General features: G+C 71.3%; 22 protein-coding genes. 9 read left to right on the top strand and 13 right to left on the bottom strand.

Annotated features, from left to right (window positions below; translation table 11 throughout):
- Positions 1-177: 177 nt before the first annotated feature.
- Positions 178-648 (bottom strand): redox-sensitive transcriptional activator SoxR, encoded by a 471-nt coding sequence (gene soxR, locus ACFY3D_RS02770; RefSeq protein ID WP_350947356.1) that lies wholly within the window; start codon positions 646-648, stop codon positions 178-180.
- A 50-nt stretch (positions 649-698) separates the two neighbouring features.
- Here soxR and ACFY3D_RS02775 point away from each other — a divergent pair, with 50 nt between their 5' ends.
- The 3 genes from ACFY3D_RS02775 to ACFY3D_RS02785 are packed head-to-tail and all read left to right on the top strand — an operon-like array spanning position 699 to position 2,774.
- Positions 699-1,097, top strand: a complete 399-nt coding sequence (locus ACFY3D_RS02775) for a PPOX class F420-dependent oxidoreductase (protein WP_389973995.1) — start codon at positions 699-701, stop codon at positions 1,095-1,097.
- A 56-nt stretch (positions 1,098-1,153) separates the two neighbouring features.
- The gene (locus tag ACFY3D_RS02780; protein ID WP_389973998.1) at positions 1,154-1,984 is read left to right on the top strand and encodes a patatin-like phospholipase family protein; all 831 of its coding nucleotides are present in this window, start codon (positions 1,154-1,156) and stop codon (positions 1,982-1,984) included.
- 4 nt (positions 1,985-1,988) lie between these two features.
- Positions 1,989-2,774 carry an AAA family ATPase gene (locus ACFY3D_RS02785; RefSeq protein ID WP_389974001.1) on the top strand — a complete coding sequence of 262 codons (786 nt, stop codon included), beginning with the start codon at positions 1,989-1,991 and terminating at the stop codon, positions 2,772-2,774.
- Positions 2,775-2,800: 26 nt separating this feature from the next.
- Here ACFY3D_RS02785 and ACFY3D_RS02790 read toward each other — a convergent pair whose 3' ends face one another.
- Positions 2,801-3,580 (bottom strand): putative hydro-lyase, encoded by a 780-nt coding sequence (locus tag ACFY3D_RS02790; RefSeq protein WP_389974004.1) that lies wholly within the window; start codon positions 3,578-3,580, stop codon positions 2,801-2,803.
- Between the two features lie 326 nt (positions 3,581-3,906).
- Here ACFY3D_RS02790 and ACFY3D_RS02795 point away from each other — a divergent pair, with 326 nt between their 5' ends.
- Together ACFY3D_RS02795 and ACFY3D_RS02800 are read left to right on the top strand one after the other, a co-directional pair.
- Complete coding sequence (locus tag ACFY3D_RS02795) at positions 3,907-4,866, top strand: LysR family transcriptional regulator (RefSeq protein ID WP_362902534.1); 960 nt, start codon at positions 3,907-3,909, stop codon at positions 4,864-4,866.
- Positions 4,867-5,075: 209 nt separating this feature from the next.
- Positions 5,076-6,572 (top strand): hypothetical protein, encoded by a 1,497-nt coding sequence (locus tag ACFY3D_RS02800; protein WP_389974007.1) that lies wholly within the window; start codon positions 5,076-5,078, stop codon positions 6,570-6,572.
- Between the two features lie 26 nt (positions 6,573-6,598).
- Here the strand turns inward: ACFY3D_RS02800 and ACFY3D_RS02805 are convergent, their stop codons facing one another.
- The 5 genes from ACFY3D_RS02805 to ACFY3D_RS02825 form a co-directional block, all read right to left on the bottom strand.
- Positions 6,599-7,438 (bottom strand): sugar phosphate isomerase/epimerase family protein, encoded by an 840-nt coding sequence (locus ACFY3D_RS02805; RefSeq protein WP_389974011.1) that lies wholly within the window; start codon positions 7,436-7,438, stop codon positions 6,599-6,601.
- Positions 7,439-7,629: 191 nt separating this feature from the next.
- On the bottom strand, positions 7,630-8,796 hold the full coding sequence (locus ACFY3D_RS02810) for a substrate-binding domain-containing protein (RefSeq protein ID WP_389770219.1): 1,167 nt from the start codon (positions 8,794-8,796) through the stop codon (positions 7,630-7,632).
- A 73-nt stretch (positions 8,797-8,869) separates the two neighbouring features.
- Positions 8,870-9,808, bottom strand: a complete 939-nt coding sequence (locus ACFY3D_RS02815) for an ABC transporter permease (protein ID WP_362925783.1) — start codon at positions 9,806-9,808, stop codon at positions 8,870-8,872.
- A complete protein-coding gene (locus tag ACFY3D_RS02820; protein WP_362902542.1) occupies positions 9,805-10,848 on the bottom strand; it encodes an ABC transporter permease in 1,044 nt (347 codons plus the stop codon). Before ACFY3D_RS02820 ends, ACFY3D_RS02815 begins: the two co-directional genes overlap by 4 nt.
- Positions 10,845-12,317: a sugar ABC transporter ATP-binding protein gene (locus ACFY3D_RS02825; protein WP_389769408.1), complete on the bottom strand. Its 1,473-nt coding sequence runs from the start codon at positions 12,315-12,317 to the stop codon at positions 10,845-10,847. The genes ACFY3D_RS02820 and ACFY3D_RS02825 overlap by 4 nt, the downstream gene beginning before the upstream one ends.
- Positions 12,318-12,603: 286 nt before the next feature.
- Between ACFY3D_RS02825 and ACFY3D_RS02830 the strand changes: the two genes are divergently transcribed.
- Positions 12,604-13,791, top strand: a complete 1,188-nt coding sequence (locus ACFY3D_RS02830; protein WP_362902546.1) for an ROK family protein — start codon at positions 12,604-12,606, stop codon at positions 13,789-13,791.
- A 170-nt stretch (positions 13,792-13,961) separates the two neighbouring features.
- On the opposite strand, the gene ACFY3D_RS02835 is transcribed toward ACFY3D_RS02830, so the two are convergent.
- From ACFY3D_RS02835 to ACFY3D_RS02855, 5 genes are all read right to left on the bottom strand, one after another.
- Complete coding sequence (locus tag ACFY3D_RS02835) at positions 13,962-14,927, bottom strand: UDP-glucuronic acid decarboxylase family protein (RefSeq protein ID WP_350947342.1); 966 nt, start codon at positions 14,925-14,927, stop codon at positions 13,962-13,964.
- Complete coding sequence (locus tag ACFY3D_RS02840; protein ID WP_389974015.1) at positions 14,924-15,979, bottom strand: glycosyltransferase family 9 protein; 1,056 nt, start codon at positions 15,977-15,979, stop codon at positions 14,924-14,926. Before ACFY3D_RS02840 ends, ACFY3D_RS02835 begins: the two co-directional genes overlap by 4 nt.
- A gap of 34 nt (positions 15,980-16,013) precedes the next feature.
- Complete coding sequence (locus tag ACFY3D_RS02845) at positions 16,014-17,240, bottom strand: glycosyltransferase family 9 protein (RefSeq protein ID WP_389974018.1); 1,227 nt, start codon at positions 17,238-17,240, stop codon at positions 16,014-16,016.
- A gap of 355 nt (positions 17,241-17,595) precedes the next feature.
- Positions 17,596-18,039: a deaminase gene (locus ACFY3D_RS02850; protein ID WP_389974021.1), complete on the bottom strand. Its 444-nt coding sequence runs from the start codon at positions 18,037-18,039 to the stop codon at positions 17,596-17,598.
- Positions 18,040-18,064: 25 nt separating this feature from the next.
- Positions 18,065-18,793 (bottom strand): RibD family protein, encoded by a 729-nt coding sequence (locus ACFY3D_RS02855; RefSeq protein ID WP_389974024.1) that lies wholly within the window; start codon positions 18,791-18,793, stop codon positions 18,065-18,067.
- 456 nt (positions 18,794-19,249) lie between these two features.
- On the opposite strand from ACFY3D_RS02855, the gene ACFY3D_RS02860 reads away from it, so the two are divergent.
- From ACFY3D_RS02860 to ACFY3D_RS02870, 3 genes are all read left to right on the top strand, one after another.
- The gene (locus ACFY3D_RS02860; protein WP_389974027.1) at positions 19,250-20,230 is read left to right on the top strand and encodes an anion permease; all 981 of its coding nucleotides are present in this window, start codon (positions 19,250-19,252) and stop codon (positions 20,228-20,230) included.
- Positions 20,227-20,886, top strand: coding sequence for a DUF47 family protein (locus tag ACFY3D_RS02865; protein ID WP_350947336.1), 660 nt, complete (start codon positions 20,227-20,229; stop codon positions 20,884-20,886). The genes ACFY3D_RS02860 and ACFY3D_RS02865 overlap by 4 nt, the downstream gene beginning before the upstream one ends.
- Before the next feature lie 104 nt (positions 20,887-20,990).
- Positions 20,991-21,656, top strand: a complete 666-nt coding sequence (locus ACFY3D_RS02870; protein ID WP_362902557.1) for an AIM24 family protein — start codon at positions 20,991-20,993, stop codon at positions 21,654-21,656.
- A 9-nt stretch (positions 21,657-21,665) separates the two neighbouring features.
- Here the strand turns inward: ACFY3D_RS02870 and ACFY3D_RS02875 are convergent, their stop codons facing one another.
- The gene (locus ACFY3D_RS02875) at positions 21,666-22,883 is read right to left on the bottom strand and encodes a damage-control phosphatase ARMT1 family protein (RefSeq protein WP_389974030.1); all 1,218 of its coding nucleotides are present in this window, start codon (positions 22,881-22,883) and stop codon (positions 21,666-21,668) included.
- Positions 22,884-22,978: the final 95 nt, after the last annotated feature.

Consider the following 22,978-nt stretch of genomic DNA (forward strand, 5'->3'; position numbering starts at 1 on the left):
CAACTAACAAACCTACGGCGAATCCCCCGGGGGGACATCGGCGCTCCCGCAGGGGCGCGCCCGGTCGCCCGTCGCCGCCGCCCCTTGCCCGAGGTGCGGGATCGGTGCGAGAACGCGCCCCCGGAGCCGCGCGGGAGCGACACGGGGCGTCGGCCCCGGCCGACGGGACGGACCTCGTCACACCTCGCAGGGAGCGCAGCTCTGGCGGGGCGGGAGCATCAGGCGCGAGCCCGGTCCTCTCGCGGCGGCCACGTCGTCGGGGTTGGCGAGCGCGCAGCGGTCCAGGGAGAGGCACCCGCAGGCGATGCAGTCGGTCAGACCGTGGCGGAGCCGTTCGAGCTGCCTGATGCGGTCGTCGAGCTCGTCCTGCCACACCGTCGAGAGCCTCGCCCAGTCCTCCCTGGTGGGGGTGCGCTCGTCGGGAAGCGCCGACAGCGCCTCCTGGATCGTCCTGAGCGGGATCCCGACGCGCTGGGAGACCCTGATGAAGGCGATCCTGCGGAGCGTGTCACGGGGGAAACGGCGCTGGTTACCCGCGGTGCGACGGCTGCGGATCAGCCCCTTGGCCTCGTAGAAGTGCAGGGCGGAGACCGCGACCCCGCTGCGCGCGGAGAGCTGGCCGACACTCATCTCCGGATTGTTGGGCATGCGCCAGTCTAACTTGACCTCAATCAACATTGAGGTTACAGAGTGAGTACATGACATTCACGGAGGCGGAGCTCGCCTATCTCGAAGGGCAGCGCCTGGGCCGCCTGGCCACCACGGGCCCCGACGGTTCCCTGCAGAACAGCCCGACCGGTTTCCGCGTCGACACCGAGACCGGCGTCGTCGACATCTACGGCCGCGCGATGGGCACCACCAGGAAGTTCCACAACGTCCGGACGAATCCGCGGGTGGCCTTCGTGGTCGACGACGTCGCCTCCACCGACCCCTGGCGGGTGCGGGGCGTGGAGATCCGGGGTGAGGCCGAGGCCGTCGAGGACCACGAACCGCCCTCCCCGCACCTGAGCCGGGAGATCATCCGCATCCATCCCCGGCGGATCATCTCCTGGGGCGTCGACCCCACCCAGGAGGGCATGAGGGGCCGTGACGTCTGACTCCGCGTCCTCGGACGCTTCTTCTGCGAGGAAGAGCCATCAGGTATGAATGGCGCATGACGAGAACACTGGTGCTGGGTGGCGGAGGCGTGGCGGGCATCGCCTGGGAGGCGGGGATCGTCACCGGTCTGCGCCGGGCCGGCCTCGAGCTGGGAGAGGCGGACCTGATCATCGGCACCTCCGCCGGATCGGTGGTCGGGACGCTCGTCGCCACCGAGGCCGACCTGGAGAGCGCGGTCGGCGTCCAGGCGGACACCGAGGTCTCGAACGTCTCGACCGCCTCCGCCGTCGACATGGAGGCGGTGATGGCCGCCTTCGGCGTGCTCTACGACCCGTCCCTGGAGCCCCTGGAGGCCCGGCGCCGGGTCGGCGAGATGGCCCTCGCGATGCAGGACACCGGCGCCAGGATCGAGACGATCGGCAACCGGCTGCCCGTCAAGGAATGGCCGGAGCGCCGCCTGCTGATCACCGCCGTCGACACGGGGACCGGCGAGTTCGTGGTCTGGGAGCGCGAATCGGGGGTTCCACTGGTGGCGGCGGTCGCCTCCAGCTGCGCGGTCCCGTGCGTGTTCCCTCCGGTGGAGATCGGGGGGCGCCGCTACATGGACGGCGGGGTCCGCTCGGCGACGAACGCCGACCTGGCGGCGGGCAGTTCCGCCGTGGTCCTCCTGGAACCGCTGGCGCACGTCTCGCCGAGGTCCCGTCTCGAAGCCGAACTCGCCGAACTGGGTGAGGCCACCGTCGCCCACGTCGTCCCCGACGAGGCGTCGGTCGCCGTGTTCGGCGCCAACGTCCTCGACCCGGCCCTGTGGCGCCCCGCCTTCCAGGCCGGCCTCGCCCAGGCGCTCGCCGCCCAGGAGAGCGTGGCCAGGGCCTGGAAGGACTGAGATCGTGACCGGCCGGAGGCGGACCTACGACAGGTTCTCTCGCGGGGTGCACGGGGGTCCACCGAGGGCCGCGACGGAACGCGCGGCGACCCCCTCGGTGCCCCCGGTGGGATTCACCGCGGAGAGGAAGGTGAGCGGGGTGGCGCCGCTGTGGGTGGTGAGCGGGCCACCGGGGGCGGGGAAGTCCACCGTGGCGGCGGCGCTGCTCGCGCTGCTCGACCCGGTTCCCGCGCTGCTCGACAAGGACACCGTCTACGGCGGTTTCGTCGCGGCCACCCTCCGCGCCCACGGACGCGACGACGGGGAGCGCGAAGGCCGCTGGTACGACCAGAACATCAAGTGCCACGAATACGAGGGGTTGACCGAGGTCGCCCGCCAGATCCGCTCCCACGGCTGTCCGGTGATGCTGGAGGGCCCCTTCACCACCCAGGTGCACGACGCGACGGTGTGGGAACGCTGGGTCGAGCGGCTGGGCGGCCCGCCTGTGCGTCTCCTCTGGATCCGTTCGGACGGCCCCGCGCTGCGGGCCCGGCTGGAGGCGAGAGGGCTCGCGAGGGACGCGGGCAAGCTCGACCGCTTCGAGGACTACCTGCGGGCGATCAGGGTGGACGAGCCACCCGTCGTGCCCCACGACGAGATCGACAACCGTCCCGGCGCGCCCTCGCTCACGTCGCAGCTGAAAAGACTCGTCACCTCCCGGGGCGCTGCGGACGCTGAGGACACTGATGACACCGAGAACACCGAGGACACCGAGGACACCGAGGACACCGAGGACACTGCCCGCGCCTGAACGCCCGGCGGCGCGGGGCGCGGCGTTCAGGGAACCTGGAAGCGGTCGTCCCTGGCGTCGGTGATCGCCATGTGGCCCGGGAGATGGCCGATGGCGAAGGACACCCCGCTCGCCATGACGGCCGCCTGCGGCGTCACCCCGCAGGCCCAGAAGACCGGGGTCTCCCCCGCCCGCACCTCGACGGGATCGCCGAAGTCGGGGACGCCGAGGTCGGCGATCCCGATCTCCTCGGGGGCGCCGACATGGATCGGCGCCCCGTGCACGGCCGGATATCTCGCGGTCACCCGTACGGCGGCCGGAACCAGGGAGGCCGGGACGGGGCGCATCGAGACGACCAGCGGGCCGACCAGCGATCCCGCGGGACGGCAGGCGATCGAGGTGAGATACATGGGAACGTTCGTCCCCGTCTCGATGTGCCGTACCGGAACTCCGGCCCTGAGCAGAGCGTCCTCGAAGGTGAAGCTGCAGCCGAGCAGGAAGGCGACCAGGTCCTTCCGCCAGAGGTCGCGCACGTCGCCGACGTCGGCCACGGCCCTGCCGTCCTGGTAGACGCGGTAGGCGGGCAGGTCGGTGCGAAGGTCGCCGCCGAACAGGACGGTGCTCACCGCACCGGGATCGCCGACGTCCAGGACCGGGCAGGCGACGGGGTTGCGCTGGGCGAACAGGAGCAGGTCGTAGGCGAGTTCGCGGGGCACGGCGAGCAGGTTGGCCTGGGTCCAGCCCCGGCACCACCCCGCGGTGGGCACCCGCAGCCCCTCCCTGAAGTGACTCCGGGCCCGCGCCGGGGTGAGCGCCGCTACGTCCATCGGCGGATCATAACCTCGGCGCCGTCCGCCGCCCAGCGTTCCCCGCCGCGGATGGGGATACGGATGCTGGATATCGGTGTCTCCGACAGCCGAAACTTCGGCGCAACTCCGGTCCCTGGAATCTCGGATGTCGGACACCGCTGTCAGACTCCGGCCGGCGGGAACGGGCGTCCTCCGGACGAGACGGCCGGAAAGAGGCTAACGGCTGTCCATAAATGCATAAATTAAGGAGCCTAAAACGTTTTTGGAACGATTCGACAAAATTGAGTCATATTTCATGACAAGTTTGCATTGCAGGTATAACGCCCCGGCCTTACGTTCCCGGTATGGATCTCGAGCTCCGACACCTCAAGATCGTGCGCGCGGTGGCACAGGCCGGCAGCGTCACCAAGGCCGCCACCCACCTCGGATTGGCCCAACCCGCGCTGACGGCGCAGCTCAAACGGATAGAGCGGGTTCTCGGGGGAGCTCTTTTCGAACGCGACCACAACGGCGCCAGGCCCACGCCCCTGGGGCAGCTGGTCCTGTCACGTGCACTGGTGCTGCTGCCCGCGGCCCGCGAACTCCAGGAGGAGGCACTTCGATTCGCCAACGCGAACGCCGACCTTCCCAGCTACCGGCTGGGCGCAACCCACGGCCCGATACTCGGCGGTCTGGTGGACCGCCTCGCCACCGCCTGGCCGTCCACCCCGGTGAGCACCCACACCTCCTGGTCCGCGAAGGAGCTCACCGCCATGGTGATGCTGGGCCGGATCGACTTCGCGTTCATCGGCGCCTGCGGAGAGAGCCCTCCGCCGGTGGAGGGGCCGGTGGTGTGGTCGACCGTGGGGACCGACCCGGTCTTCGTACTGCTCAACGAGGACCATCCGCTGGTGGACAGGAAGGAGGTGGAGCTCGCGGAGCTGGCCGACGAACAGTGGACGGTGACCCCGGGCGACAGCTGCTTCGGCGACTGCTTCGCCACGGCCTGCGCCCGCGCCGGCTTCACCCCCAAGACCATCTACGAGACCGACGTGGCCACCTGCATGCACCTGGCCAAGGTCGGACGCGCCGCCGCGCTGTGTCAGGCGACCTTCCAGCCCGCCGAAGGGCTGAAGCTGGTACCGCTCGCCGGGGCCCCGCTGCGCTGGCGGCAGCTGCTCGGCTGGCACCCGGAGGCCGCGAGCGCCACGGTCGCGGCGTCGATCCTCGAACACGCGAAGGCCGCGCATTCCGACGCGATCGGACGGAGCAGACGATACGCGGCGTGGCTGACCGAGAACCCCCGGCTGGGCACCTCGCCATAACGTGACGGTAGGGGGCATCTGATAGAGGCGCGCCTCAGGCGCACCCCGTTACGTTGACGGCACCCCCACCCGAAGGGTTCCAGAGACCAGGCCGGTCCGCCGCCCCCGCGGCCCGGCCGTCCCCGCCGCCCTTCCCCGCCACGAGCTTGTGCGAGCTCCTGGCGGGGAGGGCGGCCTCTCCACGTCCGGGCGTCGAGAACAATGGGGGGATGAGCGACCTTCTGACGCTGAGCGAGGGCGCGGTGCTGACGCACCTCGCCACCCGGGCCGAGCTGGCGAGCGGGGTGCTGCCCGCCTCCGACGACCTGCGGCTGTGGGCACGGCTGGCCGACGGTGCGGGGGTGCCCCTGGCGGGCGGCGGCCGGGTGCGGACCTCGCTCGACACCGGCGAGCCCGTCCTGACCGGACCCGACGGCTGGCTCGCCGGGGTGGAGCCGGAGCAGGTGATCGCGCTGCGGTTGCGCGGCGGCACCTTGGAACTGTCGGTCACCGAGTTGGACGACGTCCCCGCCGAACGGGTGATGCGGGTCGTCCAGGAGTTCGGCGAGCAGGCGCTCGACGCGCTGCGCGCCTTCGCGGAAGGGCTGGAGCCCAGTCCCGGCGTGCCGGTCGACGTCGTGGTCCTGGAGCTGCTGATGAAGGCCCCCGAGACCTTCGCCGACCCGCTGCCGCCGCTGTCCCCGCTGCTGCTCAACGCCTCGCTGGAGCTGCGCGAGGGCCGGGTGGGCATCGTGGGCGCCCCGTGGGACACGGCGTCGGTCGCCGACCTGGCCCCGTTGGACATCATCAGGCTCGCCCTGGTGCGCAGCGCGCTGCGCACGTACGGGGAGGGCGCCGACCTCTCCAAAGCCGTCACCTACCTGTCGCGGTCGGACGCGGTGCTCGCGAGGGTCGCCGACGAGGTGGAGCGCGAGCCGCTCGGCCCGGCACTGGTCGAGGCACTGCCCCGCACCGAGCCGGCCGCTCTGCTGCTGATCGCGAGGTCCGCCGAGGGCGAGGGCCGTTCGTTCGAGGCTGCGGGGCTGATCTCCGAGGTGCTCTCCCTCTCCCCCGATCTGGCACCGGCCGTTCGCGACGCGGCCGAGTACGCCGCGTGCCGCACCACCCCCGGGGCTCCGCTGCCCGAGCGGGCCGCGCACCTGTTCCGGCAGCTGCTCACGTACGCCTACCGCCCGGCCCGCAGGCGGCTGATCGAGGATCTGATCGCGCTGAGTGTCCGGGTGGCGGAGCCCGCCCTCGCGGACCTGGCGCTGTTCGAGAACGACGTCGTCGGCGAGTTCCTGGACGCGCGGGCCGAGTGGCTGCGCGACGACGAGGTGGAGCTGCTGGAGTCCTGGCGGCGGACGCCGCTGCGGCTGTGGGAGGTCCTCGACGTGTCCGGGGACGAGATCACCGTGACCGCCCTCGGGGACGGGACCGGGGAGCGGGTGAGGCTGGTCGACGAGTTGCTCTCCGGGCAGGCGATACCGGGCGACCTGATGCTGACCAGGCTGCTGGACGACGGGACGGGACCGCACGTGTTCGGTCACCCGTTCAAGGTCGATCCCGAACGCGGGGAGGAGATGCTCGCCCTGCTCTCCGACCCCGTCGACCCCTACGCGGTGGCCGCCTTCTTCAGGCGCCCCCGACGGGCACCCACCGCCCCCGGCACGGACGCGGCCGAGGCGGCGGACTCCACGGTGACGGACGACGACACCGGCCGCTGAACGGCTGAAGGCGGGGCGAAAGCCCGTCAGAGGGTGCGCAGGAAGGCCAGGCCCGTGGTCGCGAGGTCGTCCTGGGTCTCGGCGAGGGGGCGCCAGATCGAGGCGGCCGTGGCGATCGTCCGGTTGTGCGCGGTGAACGACTCGATGCAGAGCGGTCCCCGGTAGTCCACGGCGCGCAGCGCGTCGGCGAGGGCGGGCCAGTCCATGTGGTCGGCCCCCGGCGCACCCCGGTCGTTCGCGCAGACCTGCACGTGCGCGACGAGATCCCCGGCCAGCCGTACGGCCGCCGCCGGGTCCCGCTCCTCGATGTTCATGTGATAGACGTCCAGCGCGAGGCCGACTCCCGGGATCCCGCCGACCGCCTCGACGGCCTGCTCGACGGTGTTGACCAGGCTGGTCTCGTAGCGGTTGAGCGGTTCGACGGCGACCGTCACCCCGCGTTCCGCCGCGTACGCGCCGACCGGGGTCAGGTTCTCCCGCAGCTCGGCGTAACAGCTCTTGCGCTCCTCCTCCGACATCCGCCAGGTCCGCCCCACCGAGGCGTAGGCGGGTCCGCCGATCACCGGGCTGCCCACCGCCACGGCGGCGTCCACGCATCGCCGCAGGTAGTCCTGGGTGTCGGCGACCGTCGCCGCGTCGGCGCCGACCAGTTCCCTGCCCGGTGGCATGACGAGGACCACCGAGGCCTTCAGCCCGAGGCTCCCCAGCAGTTCGGCCGCCCGCGCGGGATCCCAGTCTCCGGCCTGCTCCACCGGTAGCTCGATCACGTCGAACCCCCAGTCGGCCACCTTCGGCGCCAGCCGGGCGAGATCCTCGTCCGTCAGCGGCGAGACCCATACCCACGTGTTGACCCCGATGGGGAACATCGGCAACCCCTTTTCGTGCTGAACGCGTACTCGATGTCTCCGAGCCCGTCGGCGGACTCGTCTGGCGGGCCCTTCGTGAGCCTCGTGGCGGCGGGCTCCGGGCACCGCGAGGCGGTGCCCGGAGCCCGGTGGATCCGCTTTGCTCACCGCCCTGGCCGGGGGGATCGCCCCGGTCCGCGGGGAGATCGGCCTTACTTACCGCCCCAGGCGGCGGGGAAGTCCGGCAGCTTCTCGCAGCCGCAGAGCGCGTAGTGCAGCGGCGGCATGTTGGGCTGCAGGTAGGTGTCCAGGTTCTCGGAAGTGATCTTGGGCTGGGGGAGCTTCCAGGTCTTGGGCACCTCCTCACCCTTGAGGATCTTCAGGGCGGCGATGATCGGGGTGCGCCACTGGTAGGTGGGGTAGGTCGGTGCGACGGCCGTGAGGCCGCCGCTCTTCCACTTCTGCAGGAAGTCCTGCTGGTCCTCGCCGACGATCGCCGGCACCGGGACCCCGGCGTCCTCGAACGCCTCGACGGCCGCCACGGCGGTCGCGCCCGCGTCCATCCACACCCCGTCGATCTTGCCGTGCCGCTGGATGTAGTCGCTCACGATGCTCTTGGTCTTGGCCGCGTCACCGTCGGTGAACTCCACCCCGACCACGTCGAGCTGGCTCTGGTCGAAGGTGACCTTCGCCGCCGACCAGCGGGTCTCCAGCACGTCGACGCCCGGCAGGATCCGCAGCGCGAGGACCTTGCCCCCGGCCGGCACCTTCTCCACCAGGAACTCGGCGCCGTCGGCGCCGAAGGCATAACCGCCGATGGGGTTGATGAACGTCACCGGGCAGTCGGTCTCCACGCCTCGGTCGAAGACGATCACCGGGACCTTGGGACAGGCGCCCGTCACCGCGGGGGTGAGCGTCGCGGTGGTGTTGGGCGAGACGATCAGAGCGTCACAGCCCTTGCCGACCAGCTCGGCGATGTCGGAGATCTGCTTGTCGTCCTTGCCCTCCGCGTCGAGGGCGGTGAACTTCTTGATCTCCTTGTGCAGCGCCACCTCGGCCTGCATGGTCTTCCAGCCCACCTGCCGCCACGGGTTGTTCACCGCCGCGTTGGAGAAGCACAGGTTGTAGGGACCATCCTTCTTGTACTTGGCCGTGTCCACCATCTCCGGGGCGATGGCCTGCTCCCACGGCTTGTCCGCGGGCCCCTCCGCGCTCTGGGCCCGCATGGCGAGCTGGGCGTCGTAGTCGGCCTGGACGAAGAACTTCGACTGCTCTCCGGTGTTGGAGGACGCGGCGGTGGAAGGGGCGGCCGCCGAGCTCTCCGGCGCCGCGCTTGAGGTCACCGGCTTGTCACTGGCGCATCCCGCGGCGAGCAACATCGCGGAGACACCCGCGACGAGCACCGTGATCGATCTGTTCAAAGAAGGCTCTCCTTGTTTCTCTGGGGGGCGTTCAGACGCGTAGGGCGCGTCTGAACGGAAGCCGTACGGAACTCGCCGCGACGGCGGCGATGATGATCACGCCCTGGACCGCGAACTCCAGGGCCCCCGAGATCCCGTACAGGTTGAGCAGGGTGAACAGCGCTTCGAGGGTGAAGGCCCCGGCCATCGCGGCGACCACGGAGCCGCGCCCGCCACCGAGCGCGACGCCACCGAGGACGACGGCCGTGATGGCCTGGAACTCCAGGCCCTGCCCGACCTGGGCCGAGACGCCCGCGAAGCCGCCGAGCAGGATGCCCGCGACGGCCGCGGCCAGGCCGGAGATGACGAAGGCGGCGATCCTGGTCCGGTCGACCCTCACCCCGGACAGTCCTGCCGCGCGTTCGTTGTCGCCGGTGGCGATGAGCCGCTTGCCGAAGTCGGAGCGCATGAGGAGGATCGCCGCGGCGCCCGCGACGAGAAGAATGAGCACCGACCAGGGCACCGGGCCGAGGTCCCTGCGACCGAACATCCGGAACGTCTCCGACAGCGCGCCGCGCGGGGCGCCACCGGTCCACAGGAACACCGCGCCGGACAGCACGAGCATCATGCCGAGCGTGGTGATGAACGACGGCACCCTCAGCTTGGTGGTGATGGCCCCGTTGGCGAGCCCGACCAGCAGCCCGATCACGATCAGCAGGGCCAGCACCGGCCAGGTCGCCTGCTCCTGCCCGTCGATCAGCCGGGCGGCCACCACGACCTGCACGGTGACGAGCGACCCCACCGACAGGTCGAACTCCCCCGAGACGATCACGAAGTACTGCCCGGCGGCCAGGATGACCAGCGGTGCGGCTCTCTTGAGAAAGGCGAGGAACCCGGCGGGTTCCAGGAAGAACGGGTTCACCAGCGCGATCAGCACCAGCAGCACCGCCAGCACGGCGAGGATCGGCCCCATGGACCTGAGGGCTCTCATCGGGATCGCCTCCTCGCGCCGCGGCGGGCGTAGACGGCCACGGCGACGACGATCACCAGGCCGCGGACCACGTCCTTGAAGAACGCGTTGACCTCCAGCTGGTTGAAGACGCTGTCGAGCACGGCGAGCAGCAACACCCCGCCGACCGTCCCGGCGACCCCGCCCCTGCCTCCGGCCAGGGCCGTACCGCCGAGGACCACCGCGGCGATCGACTCCAGGTCGTAGCCGCCGTCGGTGCCGACCGTGGGCGCGCCCGCGCCGAGCCTGCTCGCCAGCAGCAGCCCGGCGACGCCCGCGCAGACCGAGCACAGGATGTGCGCGGCGACGACGATCCTGCCGGTCCGTACGCCGGACAGCCTGGCCACCTCCTCGTCACCGCCGACCGCGTAGATCCGGTACCCGAGCCTGGTGCGGCGCAGCAGGAACCAGACGGCGAGCGCGACGGCGGCCCACAGCAGCGCGGAGACGGGGACCGGTCCGATCCTGTCGTAGCCGAGCCGCTGGAAGGATTCGGGCACGCTGCCCGCGGGACCGTCGTAGAGGTGGTCCACGATCCCCTTGACGATGAGGGCCGTGCCGAGGGTCGCGATGAAGGCATGGACGTGCAGCCGGGTGATGACCAGGCCGTTGACCAGCCCGATCAGCGCGCTCACCGCGAGCACCGCCGCGACGCCGGGGACGATCCCGCCGTCCTGCCCGGCCATGATCTCGGCCGCGACGAGGGAGGTGAGGCTGATCAGGTACGCCACCGACAGGTCCAGCGACCCGACCAGGATCGCCAGCGTCTGACCGACCGCGACGATGCCCAGCGCGGCCGAGCGCTGCTGGATGCCGACGATGGTCTCCAGCGTGAGGAAGTCGCCCCCGTCGAGGGCGACCAGCACCCATCCGACGAGCATGACCCCGGCCAGGGCGAGGTAGATGACCTGGGTCGAGCCGATGCGGCCCGCCAGAGCGCGCCTTCTCTCCCCTTCCTGCGGGACGGGGGCGGCGGGCGCGGCGGTGCCGGTCGCCGCCGCGGGCCTGCCAGGGCCGGTCACGACGTCACCTCACCGGCGGCCAGGCGCATCACGGCCTCCTCCGAGGATCCGGCGGGCAGCGCACCGGCGATGCGGCCGTCACGCATCACGACGACGCGGTCGCTCATGCCGATCAGCTCGGGAAGCTCGGACGAGATCATCATGATCGCCATTCCGTCCTCGGCCAGGCCGCGCATCAGGTCGTGGATGGCGGCCTTGGCACCCACGTCGACCCCGCGCGTGGGCTCGTCGAAGATCAGGACCTTCGGCGCCACGGTCATCCACTTGGCCAGCACGACCTTCTGCTGGTTGCCGCCGGACAGGTAGCGGACCTCCTGCTCGGGGCGGGGCGGGTGGAGCCGTACCGCCTCCAGGAGTTCGAGGACACCGGTCCCGCCGGTCCCGCCGATCCTGCCGCCGTTGCCGATCCTGCGCACCGAGCGGGAGACCAGCAGGGCGTTGTCCCGTACGGACTGGCGCAGCGCGAGCCCTTCGGCCTTGCGGTCCTCGTTCACCAGGCCGATCCCGGCGGCCACGGCCTGCCGCACCGACGCCGGCCGCAGCGGGCTCATCGTGCCGCGCGTGAACGGCTCGGCGCCGAACAGGGCCTTGGCCAGCTCGGTGCGGCCCGACCCCTGCAGGCCGGCCACGCCGAGGATCTCGCGTTCGCGCAGTTCGAGGTCGATTCCGTCGAGCACGGCGTTGCCTCCGCCGCGCACGCTGAGCCGCACCTCTCCCGGCTCCGTGCCCCGGTCGGGGAAGTAGGTGCCGAGGTCGCGGCCGACCATCAGCCGGACCAGCTCGTCGGAGGTGATCTCGGCGGTGTCCGCGGTCCTGACCAGCGTGCCGTCCTTCAGCACCGTCACCCGGTTGGACAGGTCGAAGACCTCTCGCAGCCGGTGGGAGATGTAGAGGACGGCGATCTTCCGCTCCCGCAGGCGGGCCACCAGCCGGTAGAGCAGCTCCACCTCATGATCCGCGAGTGCCGCCGTGGGCTCGTCCATCACGATGATCCGGGCGTCCTGGGAGAGCGCCTTGACGATCTCCACGACCTGCTGCTGGGCGATGGAGAGGTGACGGACCAGGTCACGGGGGGTGAAGGAGGTCTCACCGAGTTCCTGGAGCAGCCGGGCGGTGGCTGTCTCCATCGCCTCCCTGTCGACCAGCCCCCGCCGGACGGGCTCGCGGCCCAGGAAGACGTTCTCGGCGACGCTGCGCTCGGGCAGCAGGTTGAACTCCTGGTAGATGATCGCCACCCCGGCGCGCTGCGCCTCGACGGGGTGGGCGAAGGAGACCTCGGTGCCGTCGATCTCGACGCTGCCCTCGTCAGGGGCGTGCACCCCGGCGAGAACCTTCATCAGCGTGGACTTTCCCGCGCCGTTCTCTCCGACGACCGCGTGCACCTCTCCGGCGGCGACCTCCAGATCGACCCCGCTCAGTACGCGGACTCCGAGAAAACTCTTGGCGATGCCACGCATTCTCAGGATCATGAGGCTACCGTCCCCGCGCGAGATACGGCGGCGAGAAAACGCGTTTTAGGTGCCAGGGACACCTGGGATATCAGGGATAGGGCTAACACATCCGAAAATCCGGTCCCGACGTCACCGGATGGTAATCGATTCGTCGGTAACCGGCCGATTTCCTTCATGTGTCCGGATGCTAAAGCGCTCTTATGGCGATGGTCAAGCAAAAGGATGTCACCATTTGGCATAATGAGGCAGGCCGAGCGCCTAAGTCGCTTTGACGCAGCGGAAACAAGGGGTGTTGACTGTGTGCATGTTCAGCGAAGCGAACGGTTCGATCGCCGGTGCGGGGGCGCTTCTCAACATCCTGCGCGACGGTCAGGCCAGAACGAGGGCCGAACTGGTCCAGCTCACCGGGCTGGCCAGGTCCACCCTGGCCCAGCGTCTCGACGCGTTGCTGAGCCAGCAGTGGATCATCCCGACCGAGGAGGCCATCTCCTCGGGGGGCCGCCCCGCCATCGCCTTCACGTTCAACCGCACCGCCCGCGTCGTCCTCTCCGCCGACCTCGGCGCCACCCACGCCCGGGTGGCGGTCACCGACCTCGGCACCACGGTCCTCGCCGAGCGCGCGGCCGAGGTGCCGATAGACCGCGGCCCCGAGGAGACACTCGGCTGGCTCCAGCGCACCTTCGAGGAGATGCTCGCCGAGATCGGCCACCGCCCGGAGGAGATCTGCGGCATCGGCGTCGGCCTCCCCGGCCCGGTCGAGCACAGCTCGGGACGCCCGGTCAATCCGCCGATAATGCCCGGCTGGGATGGTTTCCCCGTTCCCGAGTGGCTCGGCTCGCGCCTCGGCGCCCCCGTCCTCGTCGACAACGACGTGAACATCATGGCGTTGGGCGAGCACTGGGCCGCCCGGCCCAGCGCCGACCACCTCATCTTCGTCAAGATCGGCACCGGCATCGGCTGCGGCATCATCAGCGACCGCCGTCTGCACCGGGGCGCCCAGGGCGCGGCCGGCGACATCGGGCACATCCGGGTGGCCTCGGCCCTGGACACCGTCTGCCGCTGCGGCAACATCGGCTGCCTGGAAGCCGTCGCCAGCGGCGCCGCCATGGCCGCCAAGCTGTCCGCGGACGGGGTGGAGGCCGACGACAGCCGCGACGTGGTCCGCCTCGTACGCGCGGGCAACACCGACGCCGTGCAGCTCATCCGGCAGGCGGGCCGCGAGGTCGGCGACGTGCTCGCCTCGATCGTCAACTTCTTCAACCCCTCGGTGATCGTGGTCGGCGGCGACATCTCCGAGGCCGGTGAGCAGGTGCTCGCCGGGCTTCGCGAGGTCATCTACAGCCGGTCGCTGCCCCTCGCCACCCAGCACCTGACGATCACCGCCAGCGAGCTGGGCGACCGCGCGGGGGTGATCGGCGCCGCCGTCATGGTCATCGAGCACGTGCTCGCCCCCGGCAGCGTCGACCGCTCCGTCGCCGTCCCCGCCGTCTGACCGACCCTCGGTGCGGCCTTCGCGATCCACCTCGCCCATCCCGCTTCCCGGCGGGTAGAGGGCCGCGATTTCCCGGCGGGCAGAGGGTCGCGATCCACCCCGCCTGCCCCGCTTCCCGGCGGGTAGGGGGCTTTCCCGATCCGCCCCGGCTCCGGTGGAAAGGCGGGCTCTCAGCGGGGGATCAGCTCCTGCGACGCGCTGAGTTCCCGCGCGAACCAGGCGATGGTACGGCGCAGTCCCTCGATGACGTCGATTTTCGGCCGCCACCCCAGCGCGGAGACGGCGAGGGAGATGTCGGGACGGCGGATCTGCGGATCGTCGTCGGGGCGGCCGACGAAGCGGATCGGTGACTCCGAGCCGGTCAGGTGACGGACCGTCTCGGCGAGGGCCAGCACGCTCAGCTCGGTGGGATTGCCGATGTTGACCGGCCCGGTCATCTCGCCGCGGGCCAGAGCCAGGATCCCCTCCACGGTGTCGTCGACGTAGCACACCGACCGGGTCTGCCCCCCGTCGCCGGCCACCGTGATCGGCTCACCGCGCAACGCCTGGCGCACGAAGGTGGGAATGGCCCGGCCGTCATAGGGGCGCATTCTCGGCCCATAGGTGTTGAAGATCCGTACGATCGCGGTGTCGGTGCCGTGACAGGTCCGGTACGCGGTGGTCAGCGCCTCGGCGAACCGCTTGGCCTCGTCGTAGACGCTGCGCGGTCCCACCGGGTTGACGTTGCCCCAGTAGGTCTCGCGCTGCGGATGCTCCAGCGGATCTCCGTAGACCTCGCTGGTGGAGGCGAGCACGAGCCGGGCGCCCTTGTTCCTGGCCAGCCCCAGCGCGTGCAGCGTGCCCAGGCTGCCCGCCTTCAACGTCTCGATCGGATGGCGCAGATAGTCCACCGGCGAGGCCGCCGAGGCGAGGTGCAACACCAGGTCCACCTCCCCGGGCACCCGCAGGAAACCCGTGACGTCGCACTCCACCAGCCGGAAGGCGGGCAACCCGACCAGGTGCCCGACGTTGGCCGGCGAACCGGTGAGGAAGTTGTCCAGGCAGACCACCTCCGCCCCCTCGCCCAGCAGCCGCTCACACAGGTGTGACCCGACGAATCCCGCGCCACCGGTCACCACCACCCGCCGCCCGTTCACCGCACCCCCACCTCCATCAGGCGCGCGGCGGCGTCGAGGACGTCCCAGACCCCGATCTCCAGCAGTCCCGGATCGGGCCGGTACCCGTAGGAATCGCCGAGACCTCCCGCCCACAGGACGGTGTGCGGCCCCGCCGGCGGCGGTCCCCACAGCGCGGGCGAGACGGGGCCGAAAAGCGTCACGGAGGGGGTGAGGAAGGCGGCCGCCAGGTGAGCCACGCCGGTGTCGCCGCAGATCACCAGCCGCGCCCTCGCCACCAGCCCGGCCAGTTCGAGCAACCCGGTGCGCCCGGCGAGCACGGACGTGGACGGCAGCCCCGCGAGCAGGGCCACCCGTTCGGCGAGGTCCCTTTCCCGCTCGCTCCCCGTGACCACGACCTGGTGCCCGTTGTCCCGCAGTTCCGCGGCCACGAGCGCGAACCGCTCCGGCGGCCAGCGCCTGGCCGGGTACGCGGCTCCCGGGTGGATGACGACCGGCCGCGAGCCCTCCTCGGCGAGCGGGGGGCGCTCCAGTTCCAGATCGGCGGGATCGGCCTCGATGCCGTACCAGCCGAGCAGGTCGCACCAGCGCCGCACCTCGTGCACGCCGTCGGGCCAGTCCGGTCCGTACGCGTCGGGAAAGGCGGGATGCCGGTAGGTCAGCAGTCGCGCCGGGCCGGTGCGGTGCAGCGCGGCGATGCCTCGCCGGCCACCGCCGTACAGGTTGACGGCGACGTCGACGCGCCGCCCGAGGCGCGGCACGTGACCGGGGCCCGACACGTCGCACACCTCGTCCACCCCGCCGATCAACGGCACCAGGGGCGCCAGCGCGGCGGGCGCGGCCAGCACGATCCGGTGGCCGGGATGGGATCGCCGCAGAGCCCGCAGGGCGGGGACGACGGTGAGCAGGTCACCCAGCCCCAGCCCGCGCAGCACGATCATGACCGGCCGATCGTCCTCCGGGGCGACGTTCCGCCTCGCGGTGTCACCGCCGGTCTCGCTGCCGGGTTCCCTGTCGGTCTCGCTGCCGGCATCAGAGGGACGCGCATGGTCCGGTACCGGGGGGAATCTCATGTGACGACCTCTTTCGCGAACGTCGGGGCGATCCTCATGTGACGACCTCTTTCACAAACGTCAGGTGTTCGACCGCCTCGACGACCCGCGCGCTCGGCACCGACGCCGGACACGGGTGACCGGCGACCGGACGGGCTGCGGCCCACGTCGTCTCGCTGGACGTCCGCCGGTCTCCGAGGAGCACGGCCGGCACCCCGTACGGCGCCCGGCGCCCGGCGGAGGCGAACAGGCCGACGACCGGTGTGCCGACCGCCGCCGCGAGGTGGGCGGGTCCCTCGTCGGCGACGACCACCGCGCACGCTCCTTCGAGCACCGCGGCGAACTCGGGGTAGGTCGTCCTGCCGCCCAGGTCGACGACGGACCTGCCCGGGTGGCCGCCGGACCGCCCGTCACGCGGACCCGGGGGTCCGTTCGGACCCCGGCCACCCGTCGCGGCCGACTCACCGTCGACCCAGCCCGCCGTGAAGGCGGGCTCGTCCGCCTCCCAGCCGCGCAGGCGGGCGGGGCCTTCGCTCATCCAGTCGCCCGCGAAGAGGGGCCCCGGCGACAGGCCGTGCTGCCCGGCGCCGGAGGCGATCCGCGCGGTGAGTCCCCGCTCGTCCCGGTCGCCGGTCACGACGACCCTGCGACCCGAGCGGACCAGGTCGTGGACCACGCGCGCCCAGTTCTCCTCCGGCCACGCCCTGGCGGGTGCCGAGACGCCGGGGTGCAGGACCACGTAGCCCGGCGCCCCGGTGAGGTGGCCGACATCGGGCAGCGGGTGCCGTACGGCGAGGCCGCCCGCGTCTCCCGCCGGGAGCTCGAATCCCGTCGCCGCGGCCAGCCCGAGCATTCGCTCGGGCTCCGGTGTGTCCGCCTCCTCGTCGACGACGTGCCACACGTCGAGCAGCGAGCCCGGATGGTCGGTGGAGATCGCGGCGATCCTCGGCGTGTCCGCCAGCCTGAGCAGCAGAGCCAGCGGCAGCGGAGACCGGTGGTGCGAGGTGAGGATGAGCGCCTGGTCGGGAGCCACGTCACGGACGACGCGCAGCAACCTCAGGACGTGCGTGCCGGTCACGGGCGGCGCGGCGGGATCGATCCACGGCGTACGCCACTCCACCACTCTCGACACCCCGGGCAGCAGTTCGGCGGCGGCCCGGCCGTACGGCCCGGTCAGCAGCACGACCTCCCGCGCGCTCGCGGCCACCGCGCGGATCGCGGGTCCCGCCAGCAGGACATCGCCCGCCTTGTCCAGGCGGGCGACGAGAACGGTGCCGGTCACCGTCGCTCCCCCGGTCGCGTCACGACGTGGGTGATCTCCCCATTGACCAACAAAACAGCCAATGAGTCACGAAAAGTCGCATTTTTACCGAGAAATCCCATGGCGCTCGGCCTCTCGTTCGATATCTACTGACTACCGAGAGGAGCGACTACACAAACCGAAAAATCGTACATAAGCGCAGTTAAGAGGATTATGCAATTACTTTTATCACTATAAGTAATCACTACCGCGATTACCCGGCCCATCGGCCGGGTAACGAAGCACCGCGAGCCCGGACAACCCGGACAACCCGGGGGCAGGCGCGGGAGGCGGCGGGCGAGGAGCCGATCGGCCGGAGAGCCGGACGAAGAGCCCCTCAGCCGGGAATGAGGTGGGCGTTGGGCTCGCGGGCCCGGTCCGCCAGCTCGGGGATCTCCAGCACGGTCACCCCGGCCGCCGCGAGTTCCTCGGCCCCGTGGCAGTCGACGAAGACCAGCGGCTCGCGCCACGCCATCACCACGCGCCGCACCCCGCTGTCCAGGATGAGCCGGGTGCAGGTCCTGGGACGCGAGGCTCGCGCGCTGCACGGCTCCAGGCTGCTGTAGACCGTGGCGCCGGCCAGCCGGGGATCGTCCGGGGAGATCTTGGCCAGCGCCGACTCCTCCGCGTGGACGTGCGGATCGTTCTCCCGTGAGTAGCCCCGGGAGATCTCCTCACCGTCGGCGGAGACGACCACGGCGCCGACCGAGAAGGCCGTCTCCGAGGGCGGGCACGACCGCGCCAGGTCGCACGCCAGCTCCAGCCATTCGCGGTCGCTCATCTCGGCCTCCCCCGTGGACGGCGTCTCAGGTCAGCAGGTAGCGCAGGAGGGTGACGTCGCCCATCTTGCGGACCTCCGCCAGGTCCATTCTGCGATCGCGGTCACGGGGGAACTCCCCGCCCCCGACGAAACGCGGGGCCGCCGGATCGCCGACGAAGAACGGGGCGACGACGAGGTGGAGTTCGTCCACGAGATCCTCCCGCAGGAAGCGGGTGTGCACGGAGGTACCGCCCTCGACCATCAGGCGGCGCACCCCCCGCCCGTACAGGTCACCCAGGACACGACCCAGGTCGACCGTGCCGCCCGTGCCGATCGCGCCGACTGTGCCGTCCGTGCCGCCGTCGGCACCCGGGGCACCGGCGTCGACCACCTCGGCGGCCCCGCCGAGACGCCCGTCGAGCTTCGCCACCGCCGTCGGCGCGGCGTACACGATCTTCTCCGCGTCACCGGCCGTGAAGAAGGCGGCGCCCGGGTCGAGGTCTCCGGTGGCGGTGAGCGTCACCTTCGCGGGAGACGGCGGCAGGCCGCGCGCGACCCGCTCCAGCGCGCGCTCCCGCGACCTGACGAGGAGCCGCGGATCGTCGCGGCGGACGGTGCCGGCTCCGACCAGGATCGCGTCGCAGGTGGCGCGGACCGCGTCGACCCGGTCGAAGTCCTCGTCGTTGGAGAGCAGGAGCCGTCGTGGCGTCTCGTCGTCGATGTATCCGTCGACGGACATCGCGCAGCTCAGCAGCACGTAGGGGCGCTCGCCCACCCTCCACCTCCCCGCCTCGGCACCGGCCGATCGTAACAACCTCGCCGTACCCGCTCGCGGCGACGTCCGCCTCCGCGCGTCCCGCCCGGCCACTTCCCGTCGGTCGCGTACCGGCGAAGACAGGATGTCATCTGTACGTCAGCGGCAATTCCCCCTTCGTTTACCCTCTGTTAACCTAAAACTAAAGCTTTCTCATTGAAGGGGCATAAATGCGCGCGAGTCCGCCGAGATGTGGCCACGGACCATCCCCAGGTCTCCTCCGTCCTCTCGGAAGGCCGACCCGCCACCGTCTCCGCGGCACCGGCCGCGCGCACCCCCTCGCCGCCCTCGCCGTCCCCGCCCTCCGCACCGCCCGTGCCCTCCGCGCTCCCGGGGGCGAGGGGGAGGCGTGACGGCGAGGCATCCGGGACACCGGTGCGGCGCGGGCGCGAGGCACGAACGGCGGTATCACCGCTGATGGGATGGACCCTCGCGTTCGCCGTCGTGGCGATCCTCTTCGTGCTGGCCAGCGGGGCCAACGACGGGGCCACCATCATCGGTCTCGGGCTCAGGTTCCCCCGCTCCCCCGGATGGGCGGTCACCGTGCTCCTCGTGGCCGTGCTCTTCGCCGTCCCGTACCTCCTGGGGGTCGCGGTCGCGCGCACGTTCACCGAGCGGCTGGCCGGGCTCGGGACGAGCGGCGGCGCGGCGGCGTTCCTGGTGGGAGTGGTGATCGCGGTGGCGGTGGTCGCGGTGCTGACCGGCAGGGGCCTGCCGACCAGCCTCACCCTCGCGGTGATCGGCGGCATCAGCGGCGCGGGACTCGGCGCCGGGCTCTCCGTGTCGTGGGGGGAGCTGGGCACCGTCCTGGCGATCGGGGCCTGCGCGCCCCTCGCCGGGCTGGTCCTGGGCTATCTGCTGGGGGCCCTGTCGCACCACGTGCCGTCCTACCGCCGCATGCCGCGACTGGTGTTCACCACCCACCTGCTCGCCTACTCGGCCCAGTGCGTGGCGTACGCGGTGAACGACGGCCAGAAGATGATCGCGGTGGTGAGCGTGGCGATCGGCGTGAGCCGTCACGGGCTCGGCGGGGTGGGGCCCGTCGAGGTCCCGCCGGTGTGGATGGCCGCCCTCGTGGTGCTCTTCCTCGCCGGTGCCCTGACGAGCCTGATCCGCGTCGGAGGCCGGTTGGGCCGCGGGGTGGTCATCACCCGCCCGCTGCACATCGTCTCCGCCGAGACGGCGGCCACCGGCGCCGTCCTCGGCAGTTCGGCCCTGGGAAGCCCGGTGAGCATGACCCAGTCGATCACCGCGGGGGTGGTCGGCGCGGCGACGAGCGAGGGAACGAGGAGAGTGCGATGGCAGGGCGTCGTGAACGTGGGTACGGCATGGCTGGTCACGCTGCCGTCGTCGATGGCGCTGGGCTGTCTCGGCGGTCTCGCGCTGAGGCTGATGTGAGCGGTACCGAGGGCCGCACCCGGAGGTTCGCGCGTGCCTGGGACGACCTGCGCGGCCGGTCGGGGCGGCGGATCGTCTCTCTGGTGCGGGAGCAGGTCGCCATCGCGCGGGCGGGAGCCGTGCTCGCCCTCTCGGTCGCGGACGGCGAGATCGAACGGTCGAAGGCGCGGGCCCGGATGGCCGACGTGGAGCACGAGGGGGACGAGGCCAGAGCCCGGCTGGTACGGATCCTGCGGCGGGTGCTGGCGACCCCTCTCGACAGGGAGGACCTGTTCAGGCTCTCCCGTTCGATCGACGACGTGCTGGACCAGCTCCGCGACTGTGTGCGCGAGATCGACCTGTTCGGGCCACAGGACGTGCGGTTCGCGGTCGAGCCGCTGCGGGCGGTGATCGACGGTCTCGACGAGCTGGAGGGCGCCGTACTGAAGATGATCGACGACCCGGCCTCGGTCACCGGGGCCGTGCTCGCCACCCGCAAGGCGTGCAGTCGCGTCCGCCAGCTCTACCAGGCCCGGCTCGCCGAGTTGTTCGCCGAGCGGCTGACCATGGACACCCTGCGCAGGCGCGAGCTGCTGTCGCGGCTCGACGCGGTGGGCCGCCGGCTCGGCGAGGCCGCCGACGCGCTCGCGGACGCGATGCTCAAACGGAGCCACTGAGGAGCCGCTGATGAATCGCCGAAGGGAACTCCCGCGCGGCCGGATTCGTCAATCTCATGCGACCGTTCACCATGCGACGTCCCCGACGCTGAGAGGCATCTCCCGTGCGCAGCTCGTTCTTCGGAAACCTTGACCAGGACCGGTTCCCCGGCCACTTCGCCCTGCAGAACGCCAAGATGCTGCGGGTGCGGCTGAACGGAGAGGTCCTGGCACGACAGGGATCGATGGTCGCCTTCCAGGGACAGATGGACTTCGACTACGAGGGTGCGGGAAGCGTCGGCCGCTTCCTGAAGAAGATGGTGAGCGGGGAGGGCGCGCCGCTGATGCGCGTCCGCGGGCAGGGCGTGATCTTCTTCGCCGACAACGCCACCGACGTGCACCTGTTCTACCTGGAGGACGAGGCGCTCACCGTCAACGGCACCAACCTGCTCGCCTTCGACCCGCAGCTCACCTGGGACATCCAGCGCGTCCAGGGCGCGGGCGTCGCCACCGGCGGCCTGTTCAACACCACGCTCAAGGGCACCGGCTGGGTGGCGGTCACCGCGCACGGCGCCCCCGTGCTCCTCGACACCTCCCAGGCGCCGACCTTCGCCGACGGCCAGTCCGCGGTGTGCTGGAGCGCGGGGTTGCACGTGGGGGTCAACCGCACGATGAAGGCGGGGGCCCTGATCGGGCGAGGCAGCGGCGAGGCTCTGCAGCTCGCGTTCAGGGGTGAGGGCTTCGTCCTCGTCCAGGCGAGCGAGGGCCCGATCATCCCCAGCTCCGGCTGACCCGGCCGCTCACGCCCTGGCCTGGATGAGGCCGTGAGCCCCGGTGGTCAGCCAGGGACCGCCCGTGGCCTCCAGCGACGTGACCACGTCACCGTCCAGGCCGACGGCGACCTCGGACTTCAGGGTGCGCAGTGCCACGACGGGGCCTGGGAAGTACGCGGTGGCCTCGGCGAACGGGGTGGTGTGCGGCCAGGCCCTGTCGCCGACGAGACGGCGGTAGTTCAGGTCACCCTTCATGATCGTTAGTGACGCGGACGCGAAGTCCTCCCGCATGCCGAAAGGCATCTCGTGGTAGGGCAGGGGCGCGCAGGAGAAGGCGTACGCCCGCAGGAGCAACCTCCCCGACCCGAGCGCCGCCCGCAGCCGCCCCGCGACCTCTCCCGCCTCGCCGCCGGCGGCGGCCATCCGGCGCAGGCAGGCCAGGACGTCGGCGGGGGTGGCGTCGGACAGGTAGTACGGCAGGGGCTTGACGTGCAGGACGACCTCGCCCGCTCCCCTGGCGTGCAGCAGGTGGTCGATGAGGACGAGGTCGGGCAGCAGCTCGCTCCCGGCGTTGTCCGCGACGAGGCAGATCCTCGTGAGCCCTCCGCGACCGGCCTCCCCGCCGTCGACGAGTGACCACAGGAGCGCGCTGTCGTCGGCGAGGAGCCCGGACTCCCGCCCGGCGAGTTCGGGGCCGGCCGCGACCCGGAACACCAGGTCGGCCCGGTTCCCCCACAGCGCCCGCAGAACGAGCGCCTGGGCCCGCTCGGCGGAGGGCAGTTCGGCCAGGGCGTCGAGCTCGCCGAGCTCCTCGTCGACGGCCTCGCCGAGCAGCTCGGCCTGCTTGAAGGGCTCGAACGGGTCGACGCCTCGCCACGGGCCCGGCCCGAAGTAGCCGACCGCGGACAGCAGCCTGCGGTAGAAGTAACTCTCCGCCCACAGGAACGGCGCGTCGTCCCACCGCCGCCCGACATGGCCCCGGTCCCAGCTCTCCCACAGGTCACGGTCGTGCGCGGACTCCTCAAGCGGCTCGATCACCCCCTCGATCTCCTCAAGCAGCAGGTCGAGAGCCCGGTTCACCCCGAGGTCGTACGGCGTGGCGGTGCGGACCTTCTCGATCAGGGCGGGGTGCCGTTCATGAAGAACGCGCCACGGATAGGAACCGGGGACGTCGCTCAGGAACACCTGCGGATCCTGCGGCCCCCAGGGCCCTGCGGCCCGCTGCCGGGCATCACCGTCTGCCATTTCCGACTCCTTTTTGACGCGCGACGACTCTTGTTATGAAATATGTTTAGCTAGAGCGAACAGGCGGCCACGCCGCTTGACGGAGGGAGCCGCGG

The organism is Streptosporangium sp. NPDC000509 (genome assembly GCF_042898365.1).
Classification (GTDB): Bacteria; Actinomycetota; Actinomycetes; order Streptosporangiales; family Streptosporangiaceae; genus Streptosporangium.

What these genes read in the sequence shown, in the direction of transcription:
- ACFY3D_RS02830 (WP_362902546.1), top strand. Translation starts at nt 12,604, where the DNA reads ATGTTCAGCGAAGCGAACGGTTCGATCGCCGGTGCGGGGGCGCTTCTC.
- ACFY3D_RS02815 (WP_362925783.1), bottom strand. Translation starts at nt 9,808, where the DNA reads ATGAGAGCCCTCAGGTCCATGGGGCCGATCCTCGCCGTGCTGGCGGTG.
- ACFY3D_RS02800 (WP_389974007.1), top strand. Translation starts at nt 5,076, where the DNA reads ATGAGCGACCTTCTGACGCTGAGCGAGGGCGCGGTGCTGACGCACCTC.
- ACFY3D_RS02875 (WP_389974030.1), bottom strand. Translation starts at nt 22,883, where the DNA reads ATGGCAGACGGTGATGCCCGGCAGCGGGCCGCAGGGCCCTGGGGGCCG.
- ACFY3D_RS02825 (WP_389769408.1), bottom strand. Translation starts at nt 12,317, where the DNA reads ATGATCCTGAGAATGCGTGGCATCGCCAAGAGTTTTCTCGGAGTCCGC.
- ACFY3D_RS02850 (WP_389974021.1), bottom strand. Translation starts at nt 18,039, where the DNA reads ATGAGCGACCGCGAATGGCTGGAGCTGGCGTGCGACCTGGCGCGGTCG.
- ACFY3D_RS02795 (WP_362902534.1), top strand. Translation starts at nt 3,907, where the DNA reads ATGGATCTCGAGCTCCGACACCTCAAGATCGTGCGCGCGGTGGCACAG.
- ACFY3D_RS02780 (WP_389973998.1), top strand. Translation starts at nt 1,154, where the DNA reads ATGACGAGAACACTGGTGCTGGGTGGCGGAGGCGTGGCGGGCATCGCC.
- ACFY3D_RS02790 (WP_389974004.1), bottom strand. Translation starts at nt 3,580, where the DNA reads ATGGACGTAGCGGCGCTCACCCCGGCGCGGGCCCGGAGTCACTTCAGG.
- ACFY3D_RS02840 (WP_389974015.1), bottom strand. Translation starts at nt 15,979, where the DNA reads ATGAGATTCCCCCCGGTACCGGACCATGCGCGTCCCTCTGATGCCGGC.
- ACFY3D_RS02860 (WP_389974027.1), top strand. Translation starts at nt 19,250, where the DNA reads ATGGGATGGACCCTCGCGTTCGCCGTCGTGGCGATCCTCTTCGTGCTG.
- ACFY3D_RS02775 (WP_389973995.1), top strand. Translation starts at nt 699, where the DNA reads ATGACATTCACGGAGGCGGAGCTCGCCTATCTCGAAGGGCAGCGCCTG.
- ACFY3D_RS02805 (WP_389974011.1), bottom strand. Translation starts at nt 7,438, where the DNA reads ATGTTCCCCATCGGGGTCAACACGTGGGTATGGGTCTCGCCGCTGACG.
- soxR (WP_350947356.1), bottom strand. Translation starts at nt 648, where the DNA reads ATGCCCAACAATCCGGAGATGAGTGTCGGCCAGCTCTCCGCGCGCAGC.
- ACFY3D_RS02810 (WP_389770219.1), bottom strand. Translation starts at nt 8,796, where the DNA reads ATGTTGCTCGCCGCGGGATGCGCCAGTGACAAGCCGGTGACCTCAAGC.